The sequence below is a fragment of the Nonomuraea recticatena genome, from assembly GCF_039533245.1.
Taxonomy (GTDB): domain Bacteria; phylum Actinomycetota; class Actinomycetes; order Streptosporangiales; family Streptosporangiaceae; genus Nonomuraea; species Nonomuraea roseola.
In genome coordinates, this window is the sequence record NZ_BAAATE010000017.1 from 37,687 (window position 1) to 63,100 (window position 25,414).

30 protein-coding genes and 1 riboswitch are annotated in these 25,414 nt (G+C 70.6%); of the genes, 19 read left to right on the forward strand and 11 right to left on the reverse strand.

What is annotated here, in order from left to right; genetic code table 11:
- Positions 1–5 precede the first annotated feature (5 nt).
- The gene (locus ABFX50_RS28680) at positions 6–389 is read left to right on the forward strand and encodes a hypothetical protein (RefSeq protein ID WP_346150528.1); all 384 of its coding nucleotides are present in this window, start codon (positions 6–8) and stop codon (positions 387–389) included.
- On the opposite strand, the gene ABFX50_RS28685 is transcribed toward ABFX50_RS28680, so the two are convergent.
- Positions 358–1,896 carry an FAD-binding oxidoreductase gene (locus tag ABFX50_RS28685; RefSeq protein WP_346150743.1) on the reverse strand — a complete coding sequence of 513 codons (1,539 nt, stop codon included), beginning with the start codon at positions 1,894–1,896 and terminating at the stop codon, positions 358–360. The genes ABFX50_RS28680 and ABFX50_RS28685 overlap by 32 nt on opposite strands.
- Before the next feature lie 59 nt (positions 1,897–1,955).
- Between ABFX50_RS28685 and ABFX50_RS28690 the strand changes: the two genes are divergently transcribed.
- From ABFX50_RS28690 to ABFX50_RS28705, 4 genes are all read left to right on the forward strand, one after another.
- The gene (locus ABFX50_RS28690; RefSeq protein WP_346150530.1) at positions 1,956–2,426 is read left to right on the forward strand and encodes a TetR/AcrR family transcriptional regulator; all 471 of its coding nucleotides are present in this window, start codon (positions 1,956–1,958) and stop codon (positions 2,424–2,426) included.
- Complete coding sequence (locus tag ABFX50_RS28695; RefSeq protein ID WP_346150532.1) at positions 2,423–3,904, forward strand: glycerol-3-phosphate dehydrogenase/oxidase; 1,482 nt, start codon at positions 2,423–2,425, stop codon at positions 3,902–3,904. Before ABFX50_RS28690 ends, ABFX50_RS28695 begins: the two co-directional genes overlap by 4 nt.
- Positions 3,905–4,064: 160 nt before the next feature.
- Entirely contained in the window at positions 4,065–4,898 is an 834-nt protein-coding gene (locus ABFX50_RS28700) for a sucrase ferredoxin (RefSeq protein WP_346150534.1), read from the forward strand.
- 100 nt (positions 4,899–4,998) lie between these two features.
- On the forward strand, positions 4,999–5,310 hold the full coding sequence (locus ABFX50_RS28705) for a WhiB family transcriptional regulator (protein WP_183646185.1): 312 nt from the start codon (positions 4,999–5,001) through the stop codon (positions 5,308–5,310).
- 235 nt (positions 5,311–5,545) lie between these two features.
- Here the strand turns inward: ABFX50_RS28705 and ABFX50_RS28710 are convergent, their stop codons facing one another.
- Positions 5,546–5,779 carry a DUF397 domain-containing protein gene (locus tag ABFX50_RS28710; RefSeq protein WP_183646187.1) on the reverse strand — a complete coding sequence of 78 codons (234 nt, stop codon included), beginning with the start codon at positions 5,777–5,779 and terminating at the stop codon, positions 5,546–5,548.
- Between the two features lie 64 nt (positions 5,780–5,843).
- On the reverse strand, positions 5,844–6,734 hold the full coding sequence (locus ABFX50_RS28715; RefSeq protein ID WP_346150537.1) for a helix-turn-helix domain-containing protein: 891 nt from the start codon (positions 6,732–6,734) through the stop codon (positions 5,844–5,846).
- Positions 6,735–6,912: 178 nt separating this feature from the next.
- On the opposite strand from ABFX50_RS28715, the gene ABFX50_RS28720 reads away from it, so the two are divergent.
- On the forward strand, positions 6,913–7,377 hold the full coding sequence (locus ABFX50_RS28720) for an ATP-binding protein (RefSeq protein WP_346150539.1): 465 nt from the start codon (positions 6,913–6,915) through the stop codon (positions 7,375–7,377).
- Between the two features lie 3 nt (positions 7,378–7,380).
- On the opposite strand, the gene ABFX50_RS28725 is transcribed toward ABFX50_RS28720, so the two are convergent.
- The 6 genes from ABFX50_RS28725 to ABFX50_RS28750 all read right to left on the reverse strand — a co-directional run bounded on the left by ABFX50_RS28725 (position 7,381) and on the right by ABFX50_RS28750 (position 13,093).
- Positions 7,381–8,010: a phosphoribosyltransferase gene (locus ABFX50_RS28725; protein ID WP_183646192.1), complete on the reverse strand. Its 630-nt coding sequence runs from the start codon at positions 8,008–8,010 to the stop codon at positions 7,381–7,383.
- Between the two features lie 100 nt (positions 8,011–8,110).
- Positions 8,111–9,211: a ribosome small subunit-dependent GTPase A gene (gene rsgA / locus ABFX50_RS28730; RefSeq protein ID WP_346150541.1), complete on the reverse strand. Its 1,101-nt coding sequence runs from the start codon at positions 9,209–9,211 to the stop codon at positions 8,111–8,113.
- A 304-nt stretch (positions 9,212–9,515) separates the two neighbouring features.
- Positions 9,516–10,793: a serine hydroxymethyltransferase gene (gene glyA, locus ABFX50_RS28735; RefSeq protein ID WP_428834710.1), complete on the reverse strand. Its 1,278-nt coding sequence runs from the start codon at positions 10,791–10,793 to the stop codon at positions 9,516–9,518.
- 1 nt (position 10,794) lies between these two features.
- Positions 10,795–10,878, reverse strand: a riboswitch (ZMP/ZTP riboswitch).
- Between the two features lie 12 nt (positions 10,879–10,890).
- A complete protein-coding gene (locus ABFX50_RS28740; RefSeq protein ID WP_346150545.1) occupies positions 10,891–11,853 on the reverse strand; it encodes a YihY/virulence factor BrkB family protein in 963 nt (320 codons plus the stop codon).
- A 65-nt stretch (positions 11,854–11,918) separates the two neighbouring features.
- A complete protein-coding gene (locus tag ABFX50_RS28745) occupies positions 11,919–12,290 on the reverse strand; it encodes a YccF domain-containing protein (RefSeq protein WP_183646197.1) in 372 nt (123 codons plus the stop codon).
- Positions 12,291–12,322: 32 nt separating this feature from the next.
- Positions 12,323–13,093, reverse strand: a complete 771-nt coding sequence (locus ABFX50_RS28750) for a TIGR03084 family metal-binding protein (protein ID WP_346150547.1) — start codon at positions 13,091–13,093, stop codon at positions 12,323–12,325.
- A 1-nt stretch (position 13,094) separates the two neighbouring features.
- Here ABFX50_RS28750 and ABFX50_RS28755 point away from each other — a divergent pair, with 1 nt between their 5' ends.
- The 6 genes from ABFX50_RS28755 (at position 13,095) to ABFX50_RS28775 (ending at position 16,887) form a co-directional block, all read left to right on the forward strand.
- A complete protein-coding gene (locus ABFX50_RS28755; RefSeq protein WP_183646201.1) occupies positions 13,095–13,235 on the forward strand; it encodes a hypothetical protein in 141 nt (46 codons plus the stop codon).
- Between the two features lie 62 nt (positions 13,236–13,297).
- The gene (locus ABFX50_RS51415) at positions 13,298–13,381 is read left to right on the forward strand and encodes a putative leader peptide (RefSeq protein WP_350655632.1); all 84 of its coding nucleotides are present in this window, start codon (positions 13,298–13,300) and stop codon (positions 13,379–13,381) included.
- 116 nt (positions 13,382–13,497) lie between these two features.
- The gene (locus tag ABFX50_RS28760; protein ID WP_346150550.1) at positions 13,498–15,171 is read left to right on the forward strand and encodes a nitrite/sulfite reductase; all 1,674 of its coding nucleotides are present in this window, start codon (positions 13,498–13,500) and stop codon (positions 15,169–15,171) included.
- Positions 15,168–15,311, forward strand: a complete 144-nt coding sequence (locus ABFX50_RS28765; RefSeq protein ID WP_183646205.1) for an Insertion element protein — start codon at positions 15,168–15,170, stop codon at positions 15,309–15,311. Before ABFX50_RS28760 ends, ABFX50_RS28765 begins: the two co-directional genes overlap by 4 nt.
- On the forward strand, positions 15,308–16,036 hold the full coding sequence (locus ABFX50_RS28770; RefSeq protein WP_183646207.1) for a phosphoadenylyl-sulfate reductase: 729 nt from the start codon (positions 15,308–15,310) through the stop codon (positions 16,034–16,036). The genes ABFX50_RS28765 and ABFX50_RS28770 overlap by 4 nt, the downstream gene beginning before the upstream one ends.
- Positions 16,033–16,887: a sirohydrochlorin chelatase gene (locus ABFX50_RS28775; protein WP_428834708.1), complete on the forward strand. Its 855-nt coding sequence runs from the start codon at positions 16,033–16,035 to the stop codon at positions 16,885–16,887. The genes ABFX50_RS28770 and ABFX50_RS28775 overlap by 4 nt, the downstream gene beginning before the upstream one ends.
- A gap of 127 nt (positions 16,888–17,014) precedes the next feature.
- Here the strand turns inward: ABFX50_RS28775 and ABFX50_RS28780 are convergent, their stop codons facing one another.
- Positions 17,015–17,674, reverse strand: a complete 660-nt coding sequence (locus ABFX50_RS28780) for a DUF1707 SHOCT-like domain-containing protein (protein ID WP_346150552.1) — start codon at positions 17,672–17,674, stop codon at positions 17,015–17,017.
- 169 nt (positions 17,675–17,843) lie between these two features.
- On the opposite strand from ABFX50_RS28780, the gene ABFX50_RS28785 reads away from it, so the two are divergent.
- The 4 genes from ABFX50_RS28785 (at position 17,844) to glgX (ending at position 22,632) form a co-directional block, all read left to right on the forward strand.
- Positions 17,844–19,211: an ankyrin repeat domain-containing protein gene (locus ABFX50_RS28785; RefSeq protein ID WP_346150554.1), complete on the forward strand. Its 1,368-nt coding sequence runs from the start codon at positions 17,844–17,846 to the stop codon at positions 19,209–19,211.
- A gap of 118 nt (positions 19,212–19,329) precedes the next feature.
- Positions 19,330–19,857 carry a hypothetical protein gene (locus ABFX50_RS28790; RefSeq protein ID WP_346150556.1) on the forward strand — a complete coding sequence of 176 codons (528 nt, stop codon included), beginning with the start codon at positions 19,330–19,332 and terminating at the stop codon, positions 19,855–19,857.
- Between the two features lie 97 nt (positions 19,858–19,954).
- Positions 19,955–20,383 carry an OsmC family protein gene (locus tag ABFX50_RS28795; RefSeq protein ID WP_183646218.1) on the forward strand — a complete coding sequence of 143 codons (429 nt, stop codon included), beginning with the start codon at positions 19,955–19,957 and terminating at the stop codon, positions 20,381–20,383.
- A 122-nt stretch (positions 20,384–20,505) separates the two neighbouring features.
- Complete coding sequence (gene glgX, locus ABFX50_RS28800) at positions 20,506–22,632, forward strand: glycogen debranching protein GlgX (RefSeq protein WP_183646221.1); 2,127 nt, start codon at positions 20,506–20,508, stop codon at positions 22,630–22,632.
- Positions 22,633–22,653: 21 nt separating this feature from the next.
- Here glgX and ABFX50_RS28805 read toward each other — a convergent pair whose 3' ends face one another.
- The gene (locus tag ABFX50_RS28805) at positions 22,654–23,025 is read right to left on the reverse strand and encodes a hypothetical protein (RefSeq protein ID WP_346150559.1); all 372 of its coding nucleotides are present in this window, start codon (positions 23,023–23,025) and stop codon (positions 22,654–22,656) included.
- A 156-nt stretch (positions 23,026–23,181) separates the two neighbouring features.
- On the opposite strand from ABFX50_RS28805, the gene ABFX50_RS28810 reads away from it, so the two are divergent.
- The 3 genes from ABFX50_RS28810 to ABFX50_RS28820 are packed head-to-tail and all read left to right on the forward strand — an operon-like array spanning position 23,182 to position 25,409.
- Positions 23,182–23,901, forward strand: a complete 720-nt coding sequence (locus ABFX50_RS28810; RefSeq protein ID WP_346150561.1) for a pyrimidine reductase family protein — start codon at positions 23,182–23,184, stop codon at positions 23,899–23,901.
- Positions 23,902–23,904: 3 nt separating this feature from the next.
- The gene (locus ABFX50_RS28815) at positions 23,905–25,029 is read left to right on the forward strand and encodes an ATP-dependent DNA ligase (protein WP_183646229.1); all 1,125 of its coding nucleotides are present in this window, start codon (positions 23,905–23,907) and stop codon (positions 25,027–25,029) included.
- A 26-nt stretch (positions 25,030–25,055) separates the two neighbouring features.
- Positions 25,056–25,409, forward strand: a complete 354-nt coding sequence (locus ABFX50_RS28820; protein WP_346150563.1) for a hypothetical protein — start codon at positions 25,056–25,058, stop codon at positions 25,407–25,409.
- The last annotated feature ends 5 nt before the right edge of the window (positions 25,410–25,414 follow it).

Genomic DNA, 25,414 nt, shown 5'->3' on the forward strand with positions numbered 1-25,414 from the left:
CTGGGATGGCCCGCAACGGTTCAGGGGATGGGCTGAGTGCCGACGCCGTCGAGGGGCTGCTCGCCTATGCCGCGACGCAGCGGCGGTTCGGCGGGCGAGCGGTGAGGAACGTCGAAAGAGCGATAGCGGGCGCCAGGGGGCTGGCGGCCCGCGATCCGGTCGCGCACACGGGCCTGCTGGTCAGGGCGCTACGCGAGGGCGCGAGGCTGCGGCTGGCGCGCGGCGATCCCGCGCGGGCGCTGCCGATGGCCGAGGAGTCGCTGGGTCTGGCCAGAGGGCTCGGCGGGGCGCCGCTGGCCATGACGTTGCACTGCGTGGCCGACGTGCTGACCGCCCTCGACCGCAAGGACGAGGCCCTCAACCTGTTGCGGGAGGCGGACAAGCAATGAGCACGCCGGGGTTCATGATCCCCTGGGGGTCGAGCCGCTGCTTGACCGCGCGCAGGATCTCCACGCCGAGCGGCCCGATCTCCTCGGCGTAGGCCTGGCTGTGGTCCCTGCCGACACCGTGGTGGTGCGAGATCGTGCCGCCCGCGGTCACGATGGCCTCGTTGACGGCCCGCTTGGCCCGCTCCCACTCGGGCAGGCCCTGGTTGGTCACCACGGTGAAGTACAGCGAGGCCCCGGTCTCGTAGACGTGCGAGATGTGGCACATGACCAGGGGTGAGCCGAGTTCGGCGTGCAGGGTGAGGCGCACCGCGTCGTACAGCCTGGGCAGGTTCGACCAGAAACCCGCCGTCTCCAGCGTCTCGACGGTGGCGCCCGCCGCGAGCAGGGAGTCGCGCAGGTACGGCGCGGCGAACCTGCCGTGCTCCCAGGCCTGGCCGGGTTCGGCGCCGAGGTGGGCGCCGCCCTGCTCGGCGAGGACGGCGGCGGCCGCCCCACGGTCCTTCTCGTGCCCGGCGATCAGCAGGCAGCCGGAGTCGCCCGAGCCGATGGCCTCGGGCCTGGCCAGTCCGATCATCGTCTCGGTCTCGTCCGACAGGCGCAGGACGGCAGGCAGCACCCCTTCTTGGGCGAGTCTGCGCATCGCCGCCGATCCCGCCTGGAACGTCTCGAACCGCCAGCCCTCGTAGACCGTCGCGGACGGCCGTCTGCGCACCCGCAGGCGCAGGGAGGTGATGACGCCGAAGGCGCCCTCGGAGCCGAGGACCAGCTGGCGCAGGTCGGGCCCCGCCGCGGACTTGGGCGCCCTGCCGAGGTCGAGCGCGCCGCTCGGGGTGGCGACGGTCAGCCCGACCACCATGTCGTCGAAGCGTCCGTAACCGGCCGAGGCCTGGCCGCTGGAGCGGGCGGCGGCGAACCCGCCGAGCGTGGCGTACTCGTAGGACTGGGGGAAGTGGCCCAGCGTCAGCCCGTGCTCGGCCAGCAGCCGCTCGGCGTCGGGGGCGCGCAGGCCCGGCTCGAGCTCGGCGACCATCGACTCGGTGTCGACGGAGACCAGGCGGTCGAGCCTGCCCAGGTCGAGCGCGACGACGCCCTGGCCGGCGACGAGCCCGCCGACGACCGAGGTGCCACCGCCGAACGGCACGACGGCCACCCGGTGCGCGGAGCACACCTCCAGCACGCGCAGCACCTCCTCGTGGCCGGCGGGGAGCACGACCGCGTCTGGCGCGTCGGAGGCGTCGCCCTCGCGCATGCGCAGGAGGTCGGGCGTGGACTTGCCCCTCGTGTGCCTGACCCTGCTCTCGTGGTCGGTGCGCACGTGCGCCGCGCCGACCACCGCGGCCAGCTCGGCCAGCGCCGCAGGGGAGAGCGTCGGCCGAGGGAGCCGTACCTCCTCGAGCGCCACCGCCTCGACCGGCTCGCCCACGCCCATGAGGTCGCGCAGGAGCGTGCGGATCTGGTCGGGCAGCTCGCGGGCCTTGGCGGGGTCGCCCCAGCCGCTCCACAGCATCGGTTCGTTCTCCACGCCTTACACTGTGACATATGACGGCAATTCGTCACAATGACGCTGTGCTGGACGCCGCGTACGACTGCGTACTGGCCTACGGGGTGCGGCGTACGACGCTGACCGACGTCGCGAGGCGGGCGGGGGTGTCGCGCATGACGATCTACCGGGGCTGGCCCGACGTCGGCAGCCTGGTGGGCGACCTGATGACGCGCGAATGGCTGCGGGTGGTGTCGGGGCTCGACCTGTCGGACCCCGTCGCCGCCGTGGTGGAGGGGGTGCGCGCGCTGCGCGAGCACCCGCTGTGGCGCAGGATCGTGGAGGTCGACCCCGAGCTGCTGCTGCCGTACCTGACGCGGCGCAGGGGCGCCAGCCACGACGCCATCCTCGCCGTGCTCGAAGGCGCGATGAGCCCCGCGCGGGCGCGGGCCGTGCTGCTGACCGCCCAGTCGTTCCTGCTGTCTGCCCACACCATGGGCGACCCCGGGACACTCGACGCCGAACTGGCGACCCTCCTGGAGAGGTATCTCACATGAACACCTCGCTGAACGCCGCGCGCAGGCTGGCCGAGCTGGACCGGGTTCGCGTCGAGACCGTGGACGTGCTGGTCGTGGGGCTCGGCGCGACGGGGGCGGGAGTGGCGCTCGACGCCGCCTCCCGTGGCCTCACAGTAGCCGCGATCGACGCCCACGACCTGGCTTTCGGGACTTCCAGATGGAGCTCCAAGATGATCCACGGCGGCCTCCGTTACCTGGCCAAGGGGCAGGTCGGCGTGGCGCGGGAGAGCGCGGTCGAGCGCGGCATCCTGCTCACCCGCACCGCTCCACACCTGGTGAGGGCGGCCCCGTACCTGCTGCCGCTCACCCCCGAGGTGTCGAGGGCGCAGGCGGCGCTGGTCATGGCCGGCTACCGCATGGGCGACGTGCTGCGCGCCGCCGCCCGCACCCCGCGCCGCCTGCTGCCGGGGCCCTCCAGGCTCTCCCCGCCCAGGGCGAGGGCGCTGGCGCCCGTGCTGCGCGAGCGCGGCCTGCGCGGCGCCCTGCTGTCGTGGGACGGCAGGCTGCTGGACGACGCCCGCCTGGTGGTGGCGCTCGCGAGGACCGCGGCGGGCCACGGAGCTCGGATCCTGACCAGGTGCAGGGCGCTGGAGCTGCACCGCGAGGGGGCGCAGGTGCGCGACGAGCTGACCGGCGAGTCGTTCACGATCAGGGCGCGCGTGGTGATCAACGCGGCGGGCGTGTGGGCGGGCGGGCTCACCCCCGGCCTCAGGCTGCGGCCCTCGCGAGGCACCCACCTGGTGCTGCGCGGCGAGACCCTTTCCGGGCTGCGCGCTGGGCTGCACGTGCCGATTCCCGGCGAGAGCAACCGCTTCGCCCTGGTGCTCCCCCAGGCCGACGGGCGGGTCCACGTGGGGCTCACCGACGAGCCGCTGGAGGGGCCGGTGCCTGACGTGCCCGAGGTTCCCGAGACGGACGTCAGCGCCCTGCTGACCGTGCTCAACACCGTTCTGGAGGTCCCGGTGGCCAGGAGCCAGGTGGCGGGCGCCTACGCGGGCCTCAGGCCGCTTCTGGAGGCCGAGGGCCGCACGGCCGACCTGTCGCGCAGGCACGCCGTCCTGACGTCGGCGGACGAGGTGATCACCGTCACCGGCGGCAAGCTGACCACGTACCGGCGCATGGCCCAGGACGCGGTCGACCGTGCGGTCCGGCTCAGGCACCTGCCCGCTGGGCCCTGCGTGACGCATCGCCTCCCACTGGTCGGCGCGCGGCCCTACGACGGCTCCTCACGCCTGGCCGCGCGGTACGGAGGCGAGGCGGAGGCCGTACGGGCGCTGACGCGGGAGCACCCCGAGCCTGTCGGCGCCGGCGTCACGCTCGGCGAGCTGGTCTGGGCCGTCAGGCACGAGGGCGCGCTCGACGAGGCGGACCTGCTCGATCGCCGCACCAGGATCGGGCTCGTCGCCGAGGACAGGGAGGCGGCCACCGGCGCCGCCCGTCACGCATTGACCCTCTGAACGCGTGTTGACCCCTCCCGCACACCCCCTAAAGCGTTAGGTTAGTCTTACCTAAGACGGGGATCGGGGGAAGTGACACATGCGCAGGGGCTGCGACCATCCGGCCGGCGCTCACACCGGTGACGTGCCGACCCTTGCGAGCGCCACGGTGGGCGCCCGCATGTGGCTGCTGATCGAGCACGACGGTCCGTGGGCGTCACATCTGGAGAACTGCGACCTTCCCGCCGACATCGCGGAACTCGTGCGCAGAGCGTCGGAACGCGGTATCAGGCCCCAGTTGATCCGCCGTCCGGGGCGCAGGACCCGCCAGCGGGGGCAGGGCCTGCGTGTGCTAGTCGGCTACGCGGCGGGAGAGAACCCCTGGCTCGCGGGGGGTGTCATCGCAGGTCCGGACGATCTTGACCTGGACGCCGTGATGGCCGGAGTGGTCCCAGAGTCCTGCATACTTGAAGACGAGCCGGTATTTCTGGTCTGCACGCACGCCAAGCGCAATGCGTGTTGCGCCCGCATTGGACTACCCCTCGCTCGTCGCCTGGCAGAAGTTTTGCCGGACAGAGTGTGGGAAACCTCACATGTTGGCGGCGATCGCTACGCCGCCAACCTCGTGTGCTTGCCACACGGAATTTTCTACGGCAGCATGTCTCAGGCTGCTGCGATCGCAGCGGCCAACGCGTACCGGTCCGGCGAGGTGATTCTCGACCGTTACCGGGGACGCGCAGGCATCCCTGAGCCATCGCAAGCCGCCGAGCATTTCGCCCGTGTCCACACGGGTGAGCTCTCGGTCGGCGGAGTGGCCGTGGAATCCTCAAGGTCGGAAGGCGACGTCACCGAAGCCATCGTGCGCTGCGGTGAGGTCCGGTTCCAGGTTGTGGTTGAGCCATCGGTGTTCCAAGCACCGTGTGGTACGGCTTGCGCCGAGACGATCACCACCTACCGGCTGGTCTCGCTGGACAGGCTCGCGCCTGTGCGGTACGCCACGCCCGCCCTCACCTGATCACGGGAACATCACGGTCCACCCCTGCGTTGGAACAGTGACGCCGAAAGCGTCCAATGCGGCTCAACTACGAAATACCTCTCACGAAGGTGGTTTTCTCATGTCTCAGGTACGTCGGCAGATCGCCCGCCCGCGCCCCAGCTGGGGTTGGCAGGATGATGCCGCGTGCCGAGGTGAGGACCTCGTGCTCTTCTTCGGTCCCGACGGCGAGCGGCAGCCCGAGCGTGACGTTCGCGAGCGGAAGGCCAAGGCGATCTGCGGCCAGTGCCCCGTGCGCGCCGAGTGCCTTGACTACGCGCTGTCCCGGCCCGAGAAGTACGGCACGTGGGGCGGTCTGAACGAGGACGAGCGCGCTTCCGAGCGTCGTCGTCGTATGCGCCGCGCGGCCAGCGCCGGCATCTCCGCCGCCTGAGTTCCACCCCGGCAGCGCCCAGAAAGCTGCGTGATCACGCAGTTGTCCCGATGACCAACTCGAACCCGGTCGGGACAACTGCCTGATCAGGCGAGCGTCCCTCGCTCCTGCGAAGGACCCAAGACGTTTCAAGCGAAGAAGGCTCCGGTTCAGGCGAACCGGAGCCTTCTCGTCATGCCGGTGACCACGCGCGTCGCCCTTTCGGAACCCGGCCTCCACGCCGTCTGGCGAGCATTCAGGCGATCAGGTCGTCGAACTCCCCGTCCTTCGCGCCCAGGACGAAGGCGGTGATCTCCGCCTTGGTGTAGATCAGTGCGGGGTCGTCGGGAAAGCGGGAGTTGCGGACCGCGTACTGACCCGTCGGCAGCACGGCCACCTCCACGCAGTTGCCGTCGGGATTGCTGCGCCTGCCCTTGCGCCAGGCCACCGCGAGACTGCTCGCGGTGATGCCGTTGGGAATCTCCCCCATGGTTCCTCCTCGTGCGCGCGAATGCACGTGCATCAGTGCTTGCAGGGCACGAGAATACGGGCTACTAGACGATCTTGCGCAGCCGCTCCAGAAAACGTCGGCTATCGGCGGGGGTGTCCGCTTGGACGCTCAGCCTGTCCATGACCTTCGTGTAGTGCTCGGACTCGGCGAGCTTGTCCAGGTAGAGCGCGCTCGACAGCTGCTCCATGTAGACCACGTCCGGCAGCTCGGGCTCGGGGAAGCGCAGGATGGAGAACGGCCCGCCGGCCGCCGCGTGCCCGCCCCTGTCGAACGGCATGACCTGGACGGTCACGTTCGGCAGCTCCGAGGCCTCGATGAGGTGCTCGACCTGGGCGCGCATCACCTGTGCGCCGCCGATGGTGCGGCGCAGCACCGCCTCGTCCAGCACCGCCCACAGCGACAAGGGCCTCTCCCCCGTCAGCCGCTGCTGCCTGGTCGTCCTGAGCGCCACCCTGCGCTCCATCTCGCCGGCCGGCGCCCTGTCGTGGGCCAGCGAGATCACCGCGCGGGCGTAGTCGGGCGACTGCAGCAGCCCCGGGACGAACTGGTTCTCGTAGGTGCGGATGATCGAGGCCGCGCCCTCCAGCCCGATGTAGACCTCGAACCAGCCGGGCAGCAGGTCGCTGTACTTGTGCCACCAGCCAGGCTGGTTGGCCTGCCTGGCCAGCTCGATCAGGCGCGCCCTGTCGTCAGGGTCGATCACGCCGTACATGGTGAGCAGGTCGGCGACGTCGCGCTCCTTGAAGCTGACCTGGCCCAGCTCAAGGCGGCTGATCTTCGCGTGCGAGGCCCGGATGGCGTAGCCCGCGTCCTCCCTGGAGATGCCCTTGGCCGTGCGGAGCCTGCGCAGCTGGGCGCCGAGCAGGATGCGCAGCACCGTGGGGCCGCCGCCCTGGGCGGGGCTCAGGGGCCGCACATTCTCCGCCGCTTCCATCGCGCCGTCTCCTTCATAGGGGAAGATCCAGTCTTACACGGATCGGCAGTGGGACGTTCCAAGCGCACGTGCAAATGCGACTTGCATCTGTAAAACATGAAAAGTCTTGCATCGGTAAGCCCTCGCCGTAAATATGGACACTTGGACCGCGTGAAGTATCCGAGCCCCGGGGACCTCCATGACCACTTCCGCAGCACCATGGCACGCCACGAAGGGCACCGCACCGCCCGAGTGGCTCGAGGCCCTGCTGTCAGGCGAACCTGGCGAGCAGGTCGCCTTGCTGGAGTTCACGATGCCCGCCGATCCCGCGCTGGTGGGCAGCGCCAGGCGGTTCGTGCGCGCCACCTTCACCGGCTGGGACTCCGGCGAGACAGCCGTCTTCGACGCGCAGCTCGTGGTCTCCGAGCTGATCACCAATGCCATCAGGCACGGGGGCGGCGCCAGATCGCTCAGGCTGATGTGCTCGGAAAGGCGGCTCGGCTGCGCCGTACAGGACTTCAGCGGAGCCGTGCCCGTGGCCTCCACCTCGGGCTTCCTCGCCGAGTTCGGCAGGGGGCTGCCGCTCATCGAGGCGCTGGCGACGGCCTGGGGGTGGCTTCATCCCCCCGGCGGCGGCAAGCTCGTCTGGGCGGCGCTCGTCTGAGGCTCAGCGCGCCCGCAGCAGCGAGAGCACCTCGGCGTCGCCGAGCTGGTCGAAGTACTCGTACCACTGGCCGACCGCGCGGAAGTCCGGCGGCGTGGCCAGCACCACCACCTCGTCCGCCTCACCGCGCAGCATCCTGACCGTCCGCGCCGCTCCGACCGGCGCGGCCAGCGTGAGCCTGTCGGGCTCAGCGGCGGCCAGCGCGCGCAGCGCTGCCCTGGCGGTGACGCCGGTGGCCAGCCCGTCGTCGACCACCACGACGTCGCGTCCCGCCACGTCCGGCAGCGCCCTGCTCCCCCTGTAGACCCGCACCCTGCGCGCCAGCTCCCTTCGCTCGCGCTCCACCACCTCCTCCAGGTCGGCGGTGGTGAGGCCGAGGCGGGCCATCAGCTGCTCGTCGAAGACCGGCTCGCCGCCCTCGGCGATCGCCCCCACACCCAGCTCCGGCGAGTCGGGGTAGCCGATCTTCCTGGTGACCAGGACGTCGAGCACCCCGCCGAGCCTGCGCGCCACGGGCAGCGCCACCGCCACCCCGCCGCGGGGCAGCGCCAGCACGACCGGGTCGTGCAGGCCGAGCAGGCGCTCGGCCAGCAGAGCGCCCGCCTCCGCCCTGTCGATGAAGAGATGGGCCATAGCGCAGTGATACCCGCTGCCGGAGGCAAGCCCCTCCCCCTGAGCCGGTCACCGGTGACCTTCACGCGAGGTCACCGGTGACGGCACGGGGACGGCCCCGCTACGGCCTGTTGCGGCCCGAGCGGCGCATCTCCTTGTGGATGATCTTCCACCGGTTCTGCTGCTCCTTGCGCAGTCTGGCGTCGGTTCTGCCGGCCATCCAGGCCGCCTCCCTCTGCAGCTTGAACCAGCTCTCCAGCCGCCGCTCGGCCAGCTCGCCGCTCTCCACCGCCGCCTGTACGGCGCAGCCGGGCTCGCCGTCGTGCCCGCAGTCGCCGAACCTGCAAGCACCCGCCAGCGCCTCGATGTCGGCGAAGACCAGGTCCACGCCGTCGGTCATCTCGTAGAGCCCGACCCGCCTGATGCCGGGTGTGTCGATGATCAGCCCACCGCCCGGCAGCGGGATGAGCTCCCTGTGCACGGTGGTGTGCCGCCCCCTGCCGTCGCCCGCGCGGACCAGCTGGGTCTCCATGACCCCGTCCCCGGCCAGCGCGTTGACCAGGGTGGACTTGCCCGCGCCCGAAGGCCCGAGCACGACGGCGGTGCGTGAGCCCGCCAGGTAGTCGCGCACCAGCGCGACCCCCTCGCCCAGCACGGAGGAGACGGCGTGCACCGCCACGCCGGGCGCGGCGGCGGCGACGTCGGCCAGCAGGTCGTCGAGACCCCGCTCGAACAGGTCGGACTTGGTGATGAGGACGACGGGCGTGCCGCCGCTCTCCCACGCCAGCGCCACCAGCCGCTCGATGCGGCCGAGGTCGGCGAAGTCGGTGGCGTGCATGGACGGCTCTGCCACGAAGACGAGGTCGACGTTGGCCGCCAGCACCTGCCCCTGACCGTCGCCGGAGAGCCCGCCGCGCGAGGTGCGGCTGACGCCGCCCCTGACGAAGGCGGTACGGCGGGGCAGCACCGCTTCGAGCTCGTGCCGCCCCTCGGGCAGCTCCTTGAGCGCCACCCAGTCGCCGACGCAGGGCAGGGCCACGGGGTCGTCGGAGGAGGCCCGCCGTACGCGGGAGCCGTACTTGACGTGGTGGTGCCCGTCGGCGGAGATGACCTCGGCGGCGCCGCGGTCCACCCTGGCCACTCGTGCGGGGACGGTGCCCGCGGGAAGCTCGGCGGCCAGCGAGTCGGTCCAGCCGAGCAGAGAAAGATCGTGCGTGTTCAACGCTTGGGTACCCTTCTGGAAACCGGGCCCCGCGCGGAATCGGTCAGGCGGGCACCCGGAGGAATTCGGACAGCGTGCAGCTCAGAAAGACCCGCATAGTCCTCACCTCCTGTGTCTCGTGGCCGTCTGCCTGCGGGCACCTTACCACGCGAGCCCCGTGGCCCGCCTGGCCCAGCCGCCCAGGTGACCGGCGCCCCGACGCGCGCTCGCGCGTCGGTGTTCTGTCCGGCCGTGGGCGGCTCATGACAGCGCCCGCCGCCCCCCGAGGAGGGGGACGGCGGGCGCGTCGGCGGTGCTGCGGGGGTCAGCCCAGCCCGGGAGCGGGGAACTGCGCGGTGAGCTCGCTGACCTCGTGGTGGACTCGGGTGATGACGTCCTCGGCGTCGCCCTTGGCCAGCGCGGTGACGACCTCGTCCATCCACGCGCCGATCTGCCGCATCTCGGCCTCCTTCATGCCGCGGGAGGTCACCGAGGGGGTGCCGATGCGGATGCCGGAGGGGTCGAACGGCTTGCGGGTGTCGAACGGCACCGTGTTGTAGTTGGTCTCCAGGCCCGCCCTGTCGAGCGCCTGCGCGGCGGGCTTGCCGCCGATGCCCTTGGGCGTGAGGTCGAGCAGGATCAGGTGGTTGTCCGTGCCGCCCGAGACCAGGTCGAACCCGCGCGAGGACAGCTCCTCCGCCAGGGCCTTGGCGTTGGCGACGACCTGCGCGGCGTACTCGCGGAAGGACGGCTGGGCCGCCTCGTGCAGGGCGACGGCGATCGCCGCGGTGGTGTGGTTGTGCGGGCCGCCCTGCAGGCCGGGGAAGACCGCCTTGTTCAGCGCGGTGGCGTGCTCGTCGGAGGTGGCCATCAGCATGGCGCCGCGCGGGCCGCGCAGCGTCTTGTGCGTGGTGGTGGAGATGACGTCGGCGTGACCGACGGGCGAGGGGTGCGCGCCACCGGCCACCAGACCGGCGATGTGGGCGATGTCGGCGGCGAGGACGGCGCCGACCTCGCGGGCGATCGCGGCGAAGCCCTCGAAGTCGATGGTGCGCGGGATCGCGGTGCCGCCACAGAAGATCAGCTTGGGCCGCTCGCGCAGCGCGATCTCCCTGACCTCGTCCATGTCGATGCGGCCGGTGTCCTGGCGCACGCCGTAGCGGACGGGGTTGAACCACTTGCCGGTGGCGCTGACCGACCAGCCGTGGGTCAGGTGGCCGCCGAAGGGCAGGCCCATGCCCATGACGGTCTCGCCCGGCTGCAGGAAGGCCATGTAGATGGCCAGGTTGGCGGGCGAGCCCGAGTAGGGCTGCACGTTGGCGTGGTTGACGCCGAAGACGGCCTTGGCACGCTCGATCGCCACGGTCTCGATCTGGTCGATGACCTGCTGGCCCTCGTAGTAGCGCTTGCCCGCGTAGCCCTCGGAGTACTTGTTGGTCAGGACCGTGCCGGTGGCCTCGAGCACCGCCTTGGAGACGTAGTTCTCGGAGGCGATCAGCTTGACGGTGTCGGCCTGGCGGCGCTCCTCGGCCTTGATGAGGTCGGCGATCTGCGGGTCCACGTTGGCGAGAGAACTCATGACTCCCCTGTCGTCATTGACAATGTGCGAAGACCCAGGCGCTCGGCCTTCGCCCCCTTCCGCTCCCCGGTGGTAGCCCCACCCAAATGCGCCAGTCGCGACGCCTAGACGATATCGGATGTCAGCCGGCCGTACGGCTGGCCCTCGTCGCTCCCTCTCCCGGCCACAGCCTGTCCACCTCGGCGTTCAGTATCGCCCCGATGAGGACGGCGAGCGCGGTGATGTACAGCCACAACAGCACGGCGATGGGCGTGGCCAGCGAGCCGTAGATGGAGACGGGCGAGACCCAGGCGGCCAGGACCGCGCGCAGCACGGCCGCGCAGATGATCCACAGGAACAGCGCCAGGATCGCCCCCGGCAGCTCCCTGTACCACTTGGTGCGCACCGGGACGCTCACGTGGTACAGGACGGTCAGGAACATGACCGAGCCGAGGATCACGGTCGGCCAGTAGAGGACGTCGACGAGCGCGCCGTAGTCGGGCGGCAGCCCGTCCTTCAGCAGGGTCGGCCCGATGACCAGCACCGGCATGACGATGATGCCGATCACCAGGCCGATCAGGTAGAGCCCGAAGGACATCAGCCTGGTGCGGATGATGCCGCGCTCCTCGCCCAGGCCGTAGGCGACGGAGATGAGGTCCACGTAGACGTAGAGCGCCCTCGAGCCCGACCACAGCGACAGCAGGAAGCCGAGCGAGATCAGTGAGACCTTGCCCGCGTCGTCGCGCAGCACGTCCTCGATCAGCGGGGTCACCACGCCCGCGACGGCCTCGGGGGTGAACAGCAGGGCGGCCTGCTGCTCGACCCAGGTCCTCACCTCCTCGACGATGGTCGGCCCGAGCCAGACCCCGAGCTTGGCCAGCACGCCGATGAGGGCGAGGACGAACGGCGGCAGCGACAGCAGCGCGAAGAAGGCGGCCTCACCGGCCAGGCCCGTGACCCGGTAGGTGACGCCGGCGTCCACGGACGCGCGAACGATGGCCCACGACCGGGTGTCGAGCACCCAGTTGAGCCGCTCCCTCGCGCGGCTCATGCTGAGCCGCGGGCCGCGCCGTTTGGAGCGCGGCGGTACGTCGGTGGACGTCATGGCACCCAAGGTATTCGCTGTCACCGGTCACTTCCCGCGACGACCTGTGACAATCCCATCTCGTGTCAGGTTTCGACGATACGCGCGCCGAGGGGCAGGAGGGAGACGGGGATCATCTTGATGTTGGCCACGCCGAGCGGAATGCCGATGATCGAGACGAACAGCGGGATCGCCGTGATGACGTGCCCGAGCGCCAGCCACCAGCCCGCGAAGACCAGCCAGACGACGTTGCCGATGGTCGACATCGCGCCCGCGTCGGAGTCGCGCACGACGGTCCTGCCGAACGGCCACAGCGCGTAGGCGGCGATCCTGAACGAGGCGATGCCGAAGGGGATCGTGACGATCAGGACGCAGCAGATGATGCCGGCGATCACATAGCCGATCGCCAGCCAGATCCCGGCCAGGACCAGCCAGATGACGTTCAGGATTGTCCGCATAGTTCGAGCATGTCAGGACCTATCCAAAAAGATCATCCGGTATCGCCCTGAATCGTCCCTGAGGGAGCCCTGCCCTTGCCGGGCGGGCCGGCGAACGCCTGCGCCACCGCCATCCACCGGCCCGCCGCCGCGCCCTCGGCGACCAGCCCGGTGTCGGTGAGGTGACGACGCTGGGTGACGAGCAGGCAGAAGCCGAGCATCGGGCCGCGCACCACGTCCGCCGCCCCTTCCTGGCCCGCCGTCCACGGCGTGCCGTCCGGCATGGTCAGCTCCACCCGCACGGGGTCGCGCGGCGCGGGCAGGCCCCGCACCGCGAACCCGTACGGCATCGCCCGCACACCCAGCGTCGCCACGTGCCTGAGCCTGGCGGTGGGCGTCCTGGTCACGCCCAGCGCGTCGGCGATGTCCTGTCCGTGGGCCCAGGTCTCCATCAGGCGCGCGGTGGCGAAGGAGGCGGCCGACATCGGCGGGCCGTACCACGGCAGCCTGGTCCTGGGGTCGAGCGTGGCGAAGGTCTCCAGCATGCGGGCGCGGGCCGTACGGAACCAGGCGTGCACCGCCTCCGCCCGCAGCGCGCGGGCCTCGATCACCAGGTCGTCGACGGACACGTCCGTGCGGAGGGAGCCAGGCTCGGTGACCACCTTGGTGGCCGCCTCGTCGAACCAGGCCAGGTGGCCGACCTGGTCGCGGACGGTCCACCCCTCGGCCGGGGTGGGCAGCTCCCAGTCGGCGCCCTCCAGCAGGGCCTCCAGGTCGGCGGTCTCGGCGCGCAGGTCGGCGAGTAGTTCTGCGAAGAAGTCCACGGTGAATAATCAAGAGGTGATCTGCGAGAAGTGCAAGGAGCGGCTGCACGAGGAGTGCAGGGGCGGATCCTGGTGCGACTGCCAGCACCAGGGCGAGGAGAGGCCTCAGGAGTCGGAGCTCGACTGGCCCAGACAGGGCTGAAGATCGTCCAGACTGTGGACCCGGCCTTGGACATACCCGACCACCGAGGTATGGTTCGAGGTATGCCAGCGGACCCGATGCTCGTCGTGCGACGTCACGTCGACCTTCAGCGTGTCCGCAGTGCCATCTGTAGCGACGCCCGCTAACTCCTTCCCGTTTTCTGTAACGGCGCGCGCGTCGCACCAGCCCAAAGATCAGCCCCTGCACTCGACGAAGAGGCAGGAGGAGGGTAACGCGCGCCCACGAACCCAAAGGACGCGCTATGACCACCCCTGCCAGCCGGCATCACAAGCGCCCGCGTGGCGAAGGTCAGTGGGCTCTCGGCTATCGCGAGCCGCTCAACAAGAACGAGGAGAACAAGAAGAACGATGATGGGCTGAACGTCCGCCAGCGCATCATCGACGTCTACTCCAAGCGCGGCTTCGACTCCATCGACCCTGCCGACCTGCGCGGACGCATGCGGTGGTACGGCCTCTACACCCAGCGCAAGCCCGGCATCGACGGCGGAAAGACGGCCATCCTCGAGCCCGAGGAGCTCGACGACCGCTACTTCATGCTCCGCGTCCGCATCGACGGCGGCCAGCTGTCGCTGGAGCAGCTGCGGGTGCTCGCCGACATCTCCAACCTGTACGGCAGGGGCACCGCCGACCTCACCGACCGGCAGAACATCCAGTACCACTGGATCGAGATCGAGGCGGTGCCCGACATCTGGGCGCGCCTCGAGGCCGTGGGCCTGTCGACCACCGAGGCCTGCGGTGACACGCCGCGCGTGATCCTCGGCTGCCCGCTGGCCGGCATCGACACCGAGGAGGTGCTCGACGCCACCGAGCAGATCCGCGAGGTGCACGACCGCTTCATCGGCGACCCGGCCTACTCCAACCTGCCGCGCAAGTTCAAGACGGCGATCTCCGGCTGCCCCGCGCACTGCACGGTGCACGAGATCAACGACGTGGCCTTCGTCGCGGTCGTCAACGAGCACGGTGAGAAGGGCTACGACCTGTGGGTGGGCGGCGGCCTGTCCACCAACCCGATGTTCGGCAAGCGCATCGGCGTGTTCGTCCGCCCCGACCAGGTGGGCGACGTCTACGGCGGCGTGATCGGCATCTTCCGCGACTACGGCTACCGCCGCCTGCGCCACCGCGCCCGCATCAAGTTCCTCGTCAACGACTGGGGCGTGGAGAAGTTCCGCGACGTGCTCCAGACCGAGTACCTCAAGGAGGACCTGCCCGACGGCCCCGCGCCCGAGCAGCCCCGCGACAGCCGCCGCGACCACGTCGGCGTGCACCCGCAGAAGGACGGCAACTTCTACGTCGGCTTCGCGCCCAGGGTCGGCCGCGTCGACGGCGACAAGCTGCACCTGATCGCCGACCTGGCCGAGCGCCACGGCTCGGCGAGGGTGCGCACCACCGTCGAGCAGAAGATGGTCATCCTCGACGTCGCGCCCGACCGGGTCGACTCGCTGGTGGCCGAGCTGGAGGCCATCGACCTGCAGGTCAACCCCTCCACCTTCCGCCGTCAGACGATGGCCTGCACCGGCATCGAGTACTGCAAGCTCGCCATCGTCGAGACCAAGGCGACGGCCTCCCACCTCATCGACGAGCTGGAGAAGCGGCTGCCGGCCTTCGCCGAGCCGCTCACCATCAACGTCAACGGCTGCCCCAACTCCTGCGCCCGCATCCAGGTCGCCGACATCGGCCTGAAGGGCCAGCTCGTCGTCAACGACCAGGGCGAGCAGGTCGAGGGCTTCCAGATCCACCTGGGCGGCTCCCTCGGCGTCAACCCGGGCTTCGGCCGCAAGGTCCGAGGGCTGAAGACGACCGCCGACGAGCTGCCCGACTACGTGGAGCGGGTCGTGACCCACTTCGAGGAGCAGAAGAAGGACGGCGAGTCGTTCTCCGACTGGGTCCAGCGAGCAGACGAGGCGGACCTGAAATGAGCGAGCGAGCGGTCCCCTTCCACTGCCCCTACTGCGGCGACGAGGACCTGGAGCCCTACGAGGGCGACGGGGGCTGGTACTGCAGGTCCTGCGTGCGCGCCTTCAAGCTGAAGTTTCTCGGAATCGGAGTGAAGATATGACGCTCGTCGACCTCGAAGTCACGTTAAGAGAGCAACGCGGCACGCTCGACCTGCAGGCCATCGTCGAGTCCGCTGCCGTGTTCCTGGAGGACGCCCCCGCCCGCGAGATCATCCGGTGGGCGGCCGCGACGTTCGGCGACCGGTTGTGCCTGACCTCCTCGATGAGCGACGCCCTGCTGATCGACCTGGTGAGCAGGGTGAAGCCGGGGGTGGACGTGTTGTTCATCGACACGGGCTACCACTTCGCCGAGACGATCGGCACCCGTGACGCGGTCCAGCAGGTCTATGACGTCAACGTGATCAACGTGCAGCCGTCGCGCACGGTCGGTGAACAGGAGCGCGACCTCGGTCCCCGCCTGTTCGGCCGCAACCCCGACCTGTGCTGCTACCTGCGCAAGGTGGAGCCGCTGAACAGGGCGCTTGAGCCGTACCTCGCCTGGATCTCCGGCATCCGCCGCGACGAGTCGCCCACCCGCACGGGCACCAGGGTCGTGGAGTGGGACGCCAAGCGCCAGATGGTCAAGGTCAACCCGATCGCCAGGTGGACCCAGGACGACGTCGACAACTACATGTCCGACAACGGCGTGCTGATCAACCCGTTGCACTATGACAACTATCCCTCGATCGGCTGCGCGCCCTGCACCCGCCAGGTCGCCGACGGCGAGGACCCGCGCAGCGGCCGCTGGGCGGGCATGGGGAAGACCGAATGCGGCATTCACCTGTGATCTCCGCACCTGTGATCTCCACACCTCCGACCACCGCCGGGCGGCATCCGGCGGGTGAGGGGGCGCGCCTTGGCAGGGGCGCGGTCCCGTTGGTCGCGGTGGCGCACGGGTCGCGCGACCCGCGCGCCGCCGCGACCGTGGAGGCGCTGCTCGAGCGGGTCAGGCAGGCGCGGCCCGGCCTGACGGTCCGCTCGGCCTACCTCGACCACGGCCCGCCCACGCTGGCCCAGGCGCTGCACGGCCTGCGCGAGGCGGTCGTGCTGCCGCTGCTGCTGACCGAGGCCTACCACAGCCGCGTCGACCTGCCCGCCGCGCTCGCCGAGGCGCGCGCCCGTGACCCGCTGCTGCGGGTGCGTTACGGCACGACGCTCGGCCCGCACCCGCTGCTGGCGCCGGCGCTGGAGCGCCGCCTGGCCGAGGCCGGGGTACGGCCTGGCGCGCCCGACACCGCGCTGGTGCTGGTCTCGGCGGGTTCGAGCGACGCCAGGGCCAACGCCGTCATCGCCGATCTGGCGAGCGCCTGGGCGGCCCGTCCCTCCTGGGCGGCTCCCGGGTTCCAGCAAGGCGGTGCAGGCCGATGGTGGGAGGTGGTCCCGGCCTACGCCTCGGCCGCTGGGCCGACGCCCGCCGAGGCCGTGGCGGCGCTGCGGGCCGCGGGAGCGCCGAGGGTGGCGGTCGCGCCGTACCTGCTCGCACCCGGGTTCTTCGCCGACAAGGTGCGCAGGGACACGCTGGCGGCCGGCGCCGACGTGGTGGCCGACGTGCTCGGCCCCTCCCCCGAGCTCGTGGAGGTCGTGCTGGAGCGTTACACGAGCGCGCTGAGGCACGAGCCGGTCAGGGTGCCCGCCTGAGGGCCTGAGGGGACCTTCACGGCCCCCGTCCGCCGTCTCGGCCGCCTGGCCGCACGCAAGGGCCCATGGGGGCGCTCGGACGCGCTCAGCCGGGCTCGGTCAGTCGGGCTCGGTCAGTCGGGCTCGGTCAGTCGCGGCCGAGCTGCCTGGGCTCACCCCACAGGTGCTCGCCGCCCAGCCCGAGGTGCTCGCGCCACGCCGACCAGCCGCGCTTGATCGGCTTGGCCCTGGAGTCGCCGATCACCTTGACGTCGCCCATGACGGCGTAGGCGTGCACGCGCACCACCGGCACGTTCATGCCGGGCGCCGCCTCCATCACGTCGACCTTCTTGTCGCCCATGATCGCCATGCCGTCGAGGTCCACGTCCACGCCGTCGGGCACGATGATCTTCACATCGCCCATCACCGACACCGCGGTGACGTCGATGACGTTGGTGCGCACCTCGGCCTCGCGCAGGTCGAGCACCACGTCGCCCATGACCGCCACCGCGCCGAGCTCCTGCTCGACCTTCCACTTGCCGCGCCGCTTGGTGTCACCCATGATCGCCACGAACCAGCGCCGTTTGCGGGAGGGCGTAGGAACGGGCGAGGGCGCGTACGTGCCCTCGGCGGGCAGGTCCTGGGTGAGCAGCGCCAGCTGGGCGTGCGTGGTGGCCAGGTAGGCCGCCTCGGTCCTGTCCGTCAGCTCGACCAGCGTGAGCCTGCCGTCGACGGAGGCGACCCGCAGCCGCTCGACGACGGCCTCCCTTTCCATGTCAGAGGCGCGCAGTTCCCCCGGTTCACTCATAGACGCAACATATCGCGTTTTGTCGTTCCTGCGGAGGGGCAAACCCCGAACCGCTCGCTCTCCACGGCGGCGGGCACCACTCGACCGGGCCGGGATCCAGGTGGCGATCCAGGTGGGGATCCAGGTCGAGATCCAGGTCCGGGGCCTGGGCTGCGCTAGGGTCCGTGACATGCATGAGGAACAGCTCTACCGGGCGGCGCTGGCCGGAAACCTGGAGACCGTGAGCGACCTACTGGCCGGTGGCGCCGACCCCAACGTGGTCAGCGAGGGCGAGGACGAGGGGCTCCCGCTGTGCGGGGCCGCGGCGTGGAACCACGTGCCGGTCGTGGGCGCGCTGCTGGCCGCGGGCGCCGACGTCAACGGCAGGGAGCCCGGCGGCTGGCAGGCGCTGGCGTGGGCGGCGGCCAACGGGCACGCGGAGAGCGCCCAGGTGCTCATCGAGGCGGGCGCCGAGGTCGACGCCGCCAACGACGCCGGTGACACGCCATTGACACTGGCTGCCAGGCGCGGCGCGCTCGGCGTGGTGCAGGTGCTGCTGGCGGCCGGCGCGGACGTCGGGAAGTACGACGGCGACGGCGACAGCGCGCTCGACATCGCGGCCGACTGGGTGGGCGTGCATCTCGAGAGCGCGCTGCTCGACCAGATCCAGCACGACGGTCCCGACGACAGGCAGTACGTCGTGACCAGGCAGTACGCCAAGGACGGCACCGAGCTGGTGACGGTGACGGCGCTGACCGCCGACGGCGAGCGCACCGTCGAGGCCCAGGCGCAGCGCGGCCACGCCGCGATCGCGACCGTGCTGGAGGAGGCCGAGGGCGTCGAGACCCCGGTGGAGCAGCTGGTCGCGCGGGCGCTGGCGCACCGCGACACCGACGAGGACGCCGAGACCTGGTGGATCGTCGCCGACAACCTCGCGCGGCGCGGCGACGAGGCGACCTACGAGGCGCTGTCCAGGCTGTGTGTCAGCGAGGACGCCCGCGAGCGCGAGTTCGGCGTCGACGCGATCGCCCAGTTCGGCGTGACCGAGGACGGCGAGAAGCCCTATCGCGAGCGCACCCTGCCGCTGCTGCAGAAGATGGCCACCACGGAGGGCAACCCGCAGGTGCTGCGCTCGGTGCTGTCCGCGCTCGGCCACCAGGGCGACCACAGGGCGCTGCCGCAGGTGCTCGACATCATCGGCAGGCCCGGCCACAAGCGGACGATGACCGACGCCATCGCCCTGGCCGACGTGCTGCCGAACGACCACGCCGAGGGGCTGGCGCTGCTGATCGACATGACGGGCGACTCCGACGAGGAGGTCCGCGACTGGGCCACCACCGGTCTCGCCAACCTCGACGCCGACACTCCCGGCATCCGCGAGGCCCTGGCCGCGCGGCTGACGGACACCGATCTGCACACCGTGGCCGAGGCCGCCCGCGGGCTCGCGCTGCGCAAGGACGAGCGGGCCAGGCAGGGCATCGAGCGGGTGCTGGCCGAAAGCGACGACGACTACGCCCGCGACGTGGCCGAGGAGGCCAGGACGACGCTGGGCTCCTGACGGCGCAGGGGAAGGCGGCTGACGAGCCACGCCGTGAGGCCGTTCGGTTCACACGGAGTGTCAGGTCGCGCTAACGTTCCGTGGTCACCTCCGGCTTGGCCACCCGCAAGGAGCGTGTGTGAAGACCAGACTCGCTGTCGCTTCGGCGTTGCTCGTCGCCGTCCTGCCGGGCCCGGCCGCCCAGGCGGCCGCGCCGCGCCGTGACGCGTGCGCGGCCGACGCCGCCAGGGCGCTCGACGCCCAGCTGCGGCGGCATCCAGGAGGCAGGCGGGTCGACGGCAACACCGTCTCCTACGACGGCGGGGCGCTGTCGGTCCACGTCTTCCCCGAGACCTGCGCGCGCTTCGACGGCCTCGGCGACTGCGACTCGGGCGTGGCCTGCTTCTGGCAGAAGGCGGGCTACCTGGGCACGCAGTGGGTGCTGAGCGCCGCCGACAGGTGGACCGACCTGCGGGTCGGCTCGTTCGGCTCGGCGCACAACAACCACCGGGGCCAGCTGCTGCTGCGACGCGAGAGGACCGGGGCGACGGTCAAGATCTTCCCCTCCGACACCGGCAGCCGCGACACGAGGCCTCCAGGCGAGGCCGCGCCGGTGGGCAGGGCGGGCTGGGCCTGCCTGCGGACCTCGTCGCGCGGCTGCGCCTGACGGACGGGCGAGCCCGCGCGATGACACGCCCCCTGGCGTGGCAGGTTACGCACGGTTACCGGGATATGTTGGGATTTTCCAGCGAAAGGACATCGCCATGGCGACCACTCGTACCGCGACGACCCAGTGGAAGGGCGCGCTGCTCGACGGTTCGGGCACCGTTTCGCTCGACACCTCGAAGGTCGGCACCTTCGACGTCTCCTGGCCCTCGCGCGCCGAGGCCGCGAACGGCAAGACCTCCCCTGAGGAGCTCATCGCGGCGGCGCACTCCTCCTGCTTCTCGATGGCGTTCTCGCACGCCCTCGCCCAGGCCGGCACCCCTCCGCAGACCGTGGAGACCAAGGCCGACGTGACCTTCCAGCCTGGCGAGGGCATCACGGGCATCGTGCTCAGCGTGCGCGCCCACGTGCCCGGCATCACGGCCGAGCAGTTCCAGGAGACGGCCGAGGCGGCGAAGGCGAACTGCCCGGTGAGCAAGGCGCTCACCGGCACGACCATCACGCTCAACGCCGAACTGCTCTCCTGAAGCGCCGCGGCCTCCCGCGCCCCGCGTGGGAGGCCGCCCAGATGACCCGAATTGGAACTCCAGGTGAGGTGCAAGAGCCGTCCTGGCGACGAAGAGGCGGACACGTGCGACAATTGGGCCACATGCGAGAGGTCTGGCCGGGCGAGCCTTATCCACTCGGCGGCACCTGGGATGGAGTCGGCACCAGCTTCGCGGTGTTCTCCGAGGTCGCCGAGCGGATCGAGCTGTGCCTGTTTCACGATGACGGCTCTGAGGAACGCCTCGACCTTCCCGAGGTCGACGGCTTCGTATGGCATGGCTACCTACCGGGGATCGCCCCTGGCCAGCGGTACGGCTACCGCGTCCACGGCCCCTACGATCCCTCACGGGGCTACCGAAGCAACCCCGCCAAGCTGCTGCTCGATCCCTACGCCAAGGCGATAGAGGGTGAGCTGCGCTGGAACGAGGCGGTCTTCCCCTACCACTTCACCGACCCTGCGAAGATCAACACCGTCGACAGCGCGCCGTACATGCCGAAGAACGTGGTCATCAACCCGTTCTTCGAGTGGGGCAACGACAGGTCGCCGCGCACGCCGTACCACCAGACGGTCATCTACGAGGCGCACGTACGCGGGCTCACCATGCGCCACCCCTCTGTCCCCGAGGAGCAGCGCGGCACCTACGCGGGCATCGGGCATCCCGCGGTCATCGACCACCTGCTCTCGCTCGGGGTCACCGCGGTCGAGCTGATGCCGGTGCACCACTTCGTCCCTGAGCACTTCCTGGTCGCCCGAGGGCTGACCAACTACTGGGGCTACAACACGATGGCCTACCTGGCCCCGCACGGCGCCTACTCCAGCGCGGGGCAGCGCGGCGAGCAGGTGCTGGAGTTCAAGGCGATGGTGCGGGCGCTGCACGAGGCGGGCATCGAGGTGATCCTCGACGTGGTCTACAACCACACCGCCGAGGGCGACCACATGGGCCCGACCCTCGGCTTCCGCGGCATCGACAACAGCGCCTACTACCGCCTGCACGACGGCGACAGGCGCTACTACCTCGACTACACCGGCTGCGGCAACAGTCTCAACGTGCGCTCGCCGCACGCGCTGCAACTGATCATGGACTCCCTGCGCTACTGGGTGCTCGACATGCACGTCGACGGCTTCCGCTTCGACCTGGCCGCCGCGCTGGCCCGCGAGCTGCACGACGTCGACAGGCTGAGCGCCTTCTTCGACCTCATCCAGCAGGACCCGGTGATCTCGCAGGTCAAGCTCATCGCCGAGCCGTGGGACGTCGGCCCTGGCGGCTACCAGGTCGGCAACTTCCCTCCCCTGTGGACGGAGTGGAACGGCAAGTACCGCGACTCGGTGCGCGACTTCTGGCGCGGCACCGGCTCGGCGCTGCCCGAGTTCGCCTCCAGGCTGGCCGGCTCCGCCGACCTCTACGCCTCCTCCGGACGCCGCCCGGTCGCCTCCATCAACTTCGTCACATGCCACGACGGCTTCACCCTCAACGACCTGGTCTCCTACAACCGCAAGCACAACGAGGAGAACGGCGAGGAGAACCGCGACGGCACCGACGACAACCGCTCGTGGAACTGCGGCGCCGAGGGCCCGGTCGAGGATCCCGAGATCGTCAGGTTGCGCCACCGCCAGCGCCGCAACTTCCTGACCACGCTGTTCCTGTCGCAGGGCGTGCCGATGATCTCGCACGGCGACGAGCTCGGCCGCACGCAGCGCGGCAACAACAACGCCTACTGCCAGGACAACGACATCTCCTGGGTCGACTGGTCGCTGGCCCGCACCGAGAACGGGCTGCTCGACTTCGTCCGCGCGCTGTCGAGGCTGCGCCGCGAGCACCCGGTCTTCCAGCGCCGCCGCTTCTTCGCGGGGCGCACCCATGAGGACAACAGGCGCGACCTGGTCTGGCTGACCCCCGCGGGCGCCGAGATGAGCGCGGGCGACTGGCACACCGGCTACGCCAAGTCCATGGGGGTCTACCTCAACGGCGAGGCGATCACCGAGCCTGGCCCTCGCGGCGAGCGGATCGTGGACGATTCCTTCCTGCTGCTGATCAACGCCCACCACGAGGACATGACGTTCACGCTGCCCGGCGCGGAGTTCGCCGCCTCGTGGGTGGTCGTGCTCGACACCAACGACGACACGCCCCGCGAGGACCCCTATCCCGACGAGCAGCTCGCGCCCGGCACGCAGGTGGAGGTCACCTCCAGGAGCATCCAGGTCCTGCGCCACCCGCGGCGGGTCGTCTAGCTCGCCGGACCAGGGCCGCGGCTAGCCGATCGAGGAGGCGGCCACCAGCACCAGGACGAAGGTCGTCAGGCCCACCAGGCCGTGGGCCACCACGGCCAGCACGGGGAAGCGCTGCTCGGCGCCCCTGGCATGCCGTCCGCCGCCCAGCCATCGGGTGAACATGGTGAAGCCCAGCAGCGCGGCCACCGAAAGCACGGCGAAGGCCAGCCAGGCCAGCAGGCGCTGGCCGGTCAGCAGGTAGGCCACCCAGAACGCCAGCGCCGTGACGGCCAGCGCGGGGTGGGAGAAGATCAAGGTGGTCGGGAAGCGCGTCACCTTGGTCGCCTGCTGCCGCAGCCCACCGCCCGACAGCCAGAGGTAGAGCAGATAGACGCCGATCAGAGCATTGATCACCCAGGCCGCAACCGTGACCAGACCCACAGGGCCTCCCAGATTCCCCGATCCCTGCCGCCACGTTATGCACAAACAGCTATGTACGTCCTCTGATACACCAAACTGCTAATAACGCCCCTCGCCCCGGTTGTCGGGGCCGTGTGCCAAGGTAGAGGGGTGCGTCGCATCCATCCCGACATAACAGACGATCCAGACATCCCCCAGGCCTACGCCTACCCCGCCGACCGGCCGTGGCTGCGCGTCAACATGGTCGCGAGCGCCGACGGCGGCGCGTGGATCAAGGGCCTGTCCGGCGGCCTGTCCAGCAAGGGCGACAGGCGCATCTTCGGAGTCCTTCGCGGGCTGTCCGACGTCGTCCTCGCCGGAGCGGCGACCGTCAGGACCGAGGGCTACGGCCCCGCCAAGCCCCGCGAGTCGTGGGTGCCGCTGCGGGAGGGCAGGCCCGCCGCACCGCCCGTCGCGGTGGTGACCCGCAGGCTCGACCTCGATCTGGGCAGCCCCCTGTTCACCGAGGCCGCGCCCGACGCCAGGACCATCGTGATCACCTGCGAGGCCGCGCCCAAGGACCGCCGCACCGAGGCGGCCGATCGGGCCGAGGTGATCGTCGCGGGCGACGACAGGGTCGAGCTCGACCTGGCCGCCGCCGCGCTGCACGAGCGCGGGCTCACGAGGATCCTGTGCGAGGGCGGGCCCAGGCTCAACGGGCAGCTCGCGGCCGCGGGCCTCATCGACGAGCTGTGCCTGTCGGTCAGCCCGATGCTGATCGCGGGCGGCGCCGCGCGCATCCTGAACGGCGAGGCGGGCCAGACCGACCTGCGTCTCGCGCAGGTGCTGGAGGAGGAGGGCGTCCTCTTCTGCCGATACATCAGGGAGTAGGCCATGGACGACGAACTCGAACTCCACCTCGATCTGCCCGTGCTGCCGCCGGTCGCGCCGATGCTGGCCAAGGCGGTCAAGGGCATGCCCAAGCAGAACGGCACGCTGTTCTACGAGCCCAAGTGGGACGGCTTCCGCTGCGTCATCTTCCGTGACGGCGACGAGGTCTTCCTGGGCAGCCGCAACGAGCGGCCCTTCACCCGCTACTTCCCCGAGCTGGTCGAGGCGGTCAGGGCCGAGCTGCCCGACAAGTGCGTGGTCGACGGCGAGATCGTGCTGCGCAAGGGGCAGGAGCTCGACTTCGAGGCGCTGCAGCAGCGCATCCACCCGGCCGCCTCGCGGGTGAAGATGCTCTCCGAGCAGACGCCCGCCTCGTTCGTCGCCTTCGACCTGCTCGCCTTGGGCACGCAGTCGCTGATGGAGACCCCCTTCGCCGAGCGCCGCGCCCGGCTGGAGTCGATCTTCCCCGAGGCGGGCGGGTCGATCAGGCTCACCCCCGTGACCACCGACGACGAGCGGGCCTCGGAGTGGTTCGAGATGTTCGAGGGGGCGGGGCTCGACGGCATCATCGTCAAGCCGGGCGACCAGCCGTACCTGCCCGACAAGAGGGCCATGTTCAAGGTCAAGCACGAGCGCACGGCCGACGTGGTGATCGCGGGATACCGCGAGCACAAGAGCGGGCCGATCGTGGGGTCGCTGCTTCTGGGGCTCTACGGCCCCGACGGCAGGCTGCACCACGTGGGCGTGGCGGCCTCCTTCCCGATGGCGCGAAGGGCCGAGCTGGTGGAGGAGCTCACGCCCTATCTCGCCAAGCTGGGCGAGCACCCGTGGGGCGAGTGGGCCGACCAGGCCCTGCTGCGGGTGGGTCAGCCGGCGGCCACCCCGTCGAGCGGCGGGCAGCGCATGCCGGGCGCCGTCTCACGATGGAACGCCAAGAAGGACCTGTCGTTCATCCCGCTCAGGCCCGAGCTGGTGATCGAGGTGGCCTACGACAGCATGGAGGGCGACAGGTTCCGGCACACCGCGCAGTTCCGCCGCTGGCGGCCGGACCGGACGCCCGAATCCTGCACGTATGAGCAACTCGAGAAGCCGATTTCGTACAACCTCGATGACATTCTTGCCCGCTGACCACAAGATGCGTTATATCTCGATCTATGACGTCATCAACGGGCGATGAGCTGCGCGCGGCCGTCGCGGCACGCCGCGACCTCGGCCCCGACTTCGAGGACTCCATCGTCGAGTCCTTCCTCGACAAGATGGGCAAGGAGGTCGACAGGCGCGTCGACGAGCGCATGGCGGCCGACTCCGGCCACGTGCGGCGCCAGCTCCAGCAGCAGCAGAACGCCGCGGGGATGCGGCTGGCGCTGGCGATCGTCTCCCTCGTGATGGGCACGATCGCGACCGTCGCCCTCACCCTCGGCGAGTCGGACATGCTGGCCTATCTGGCGGTGTGGGGCGGCGTCGCACTGGTCAACATCGCTTTCACGCTGAGCTCGACGCGCCGCTAGCCGCC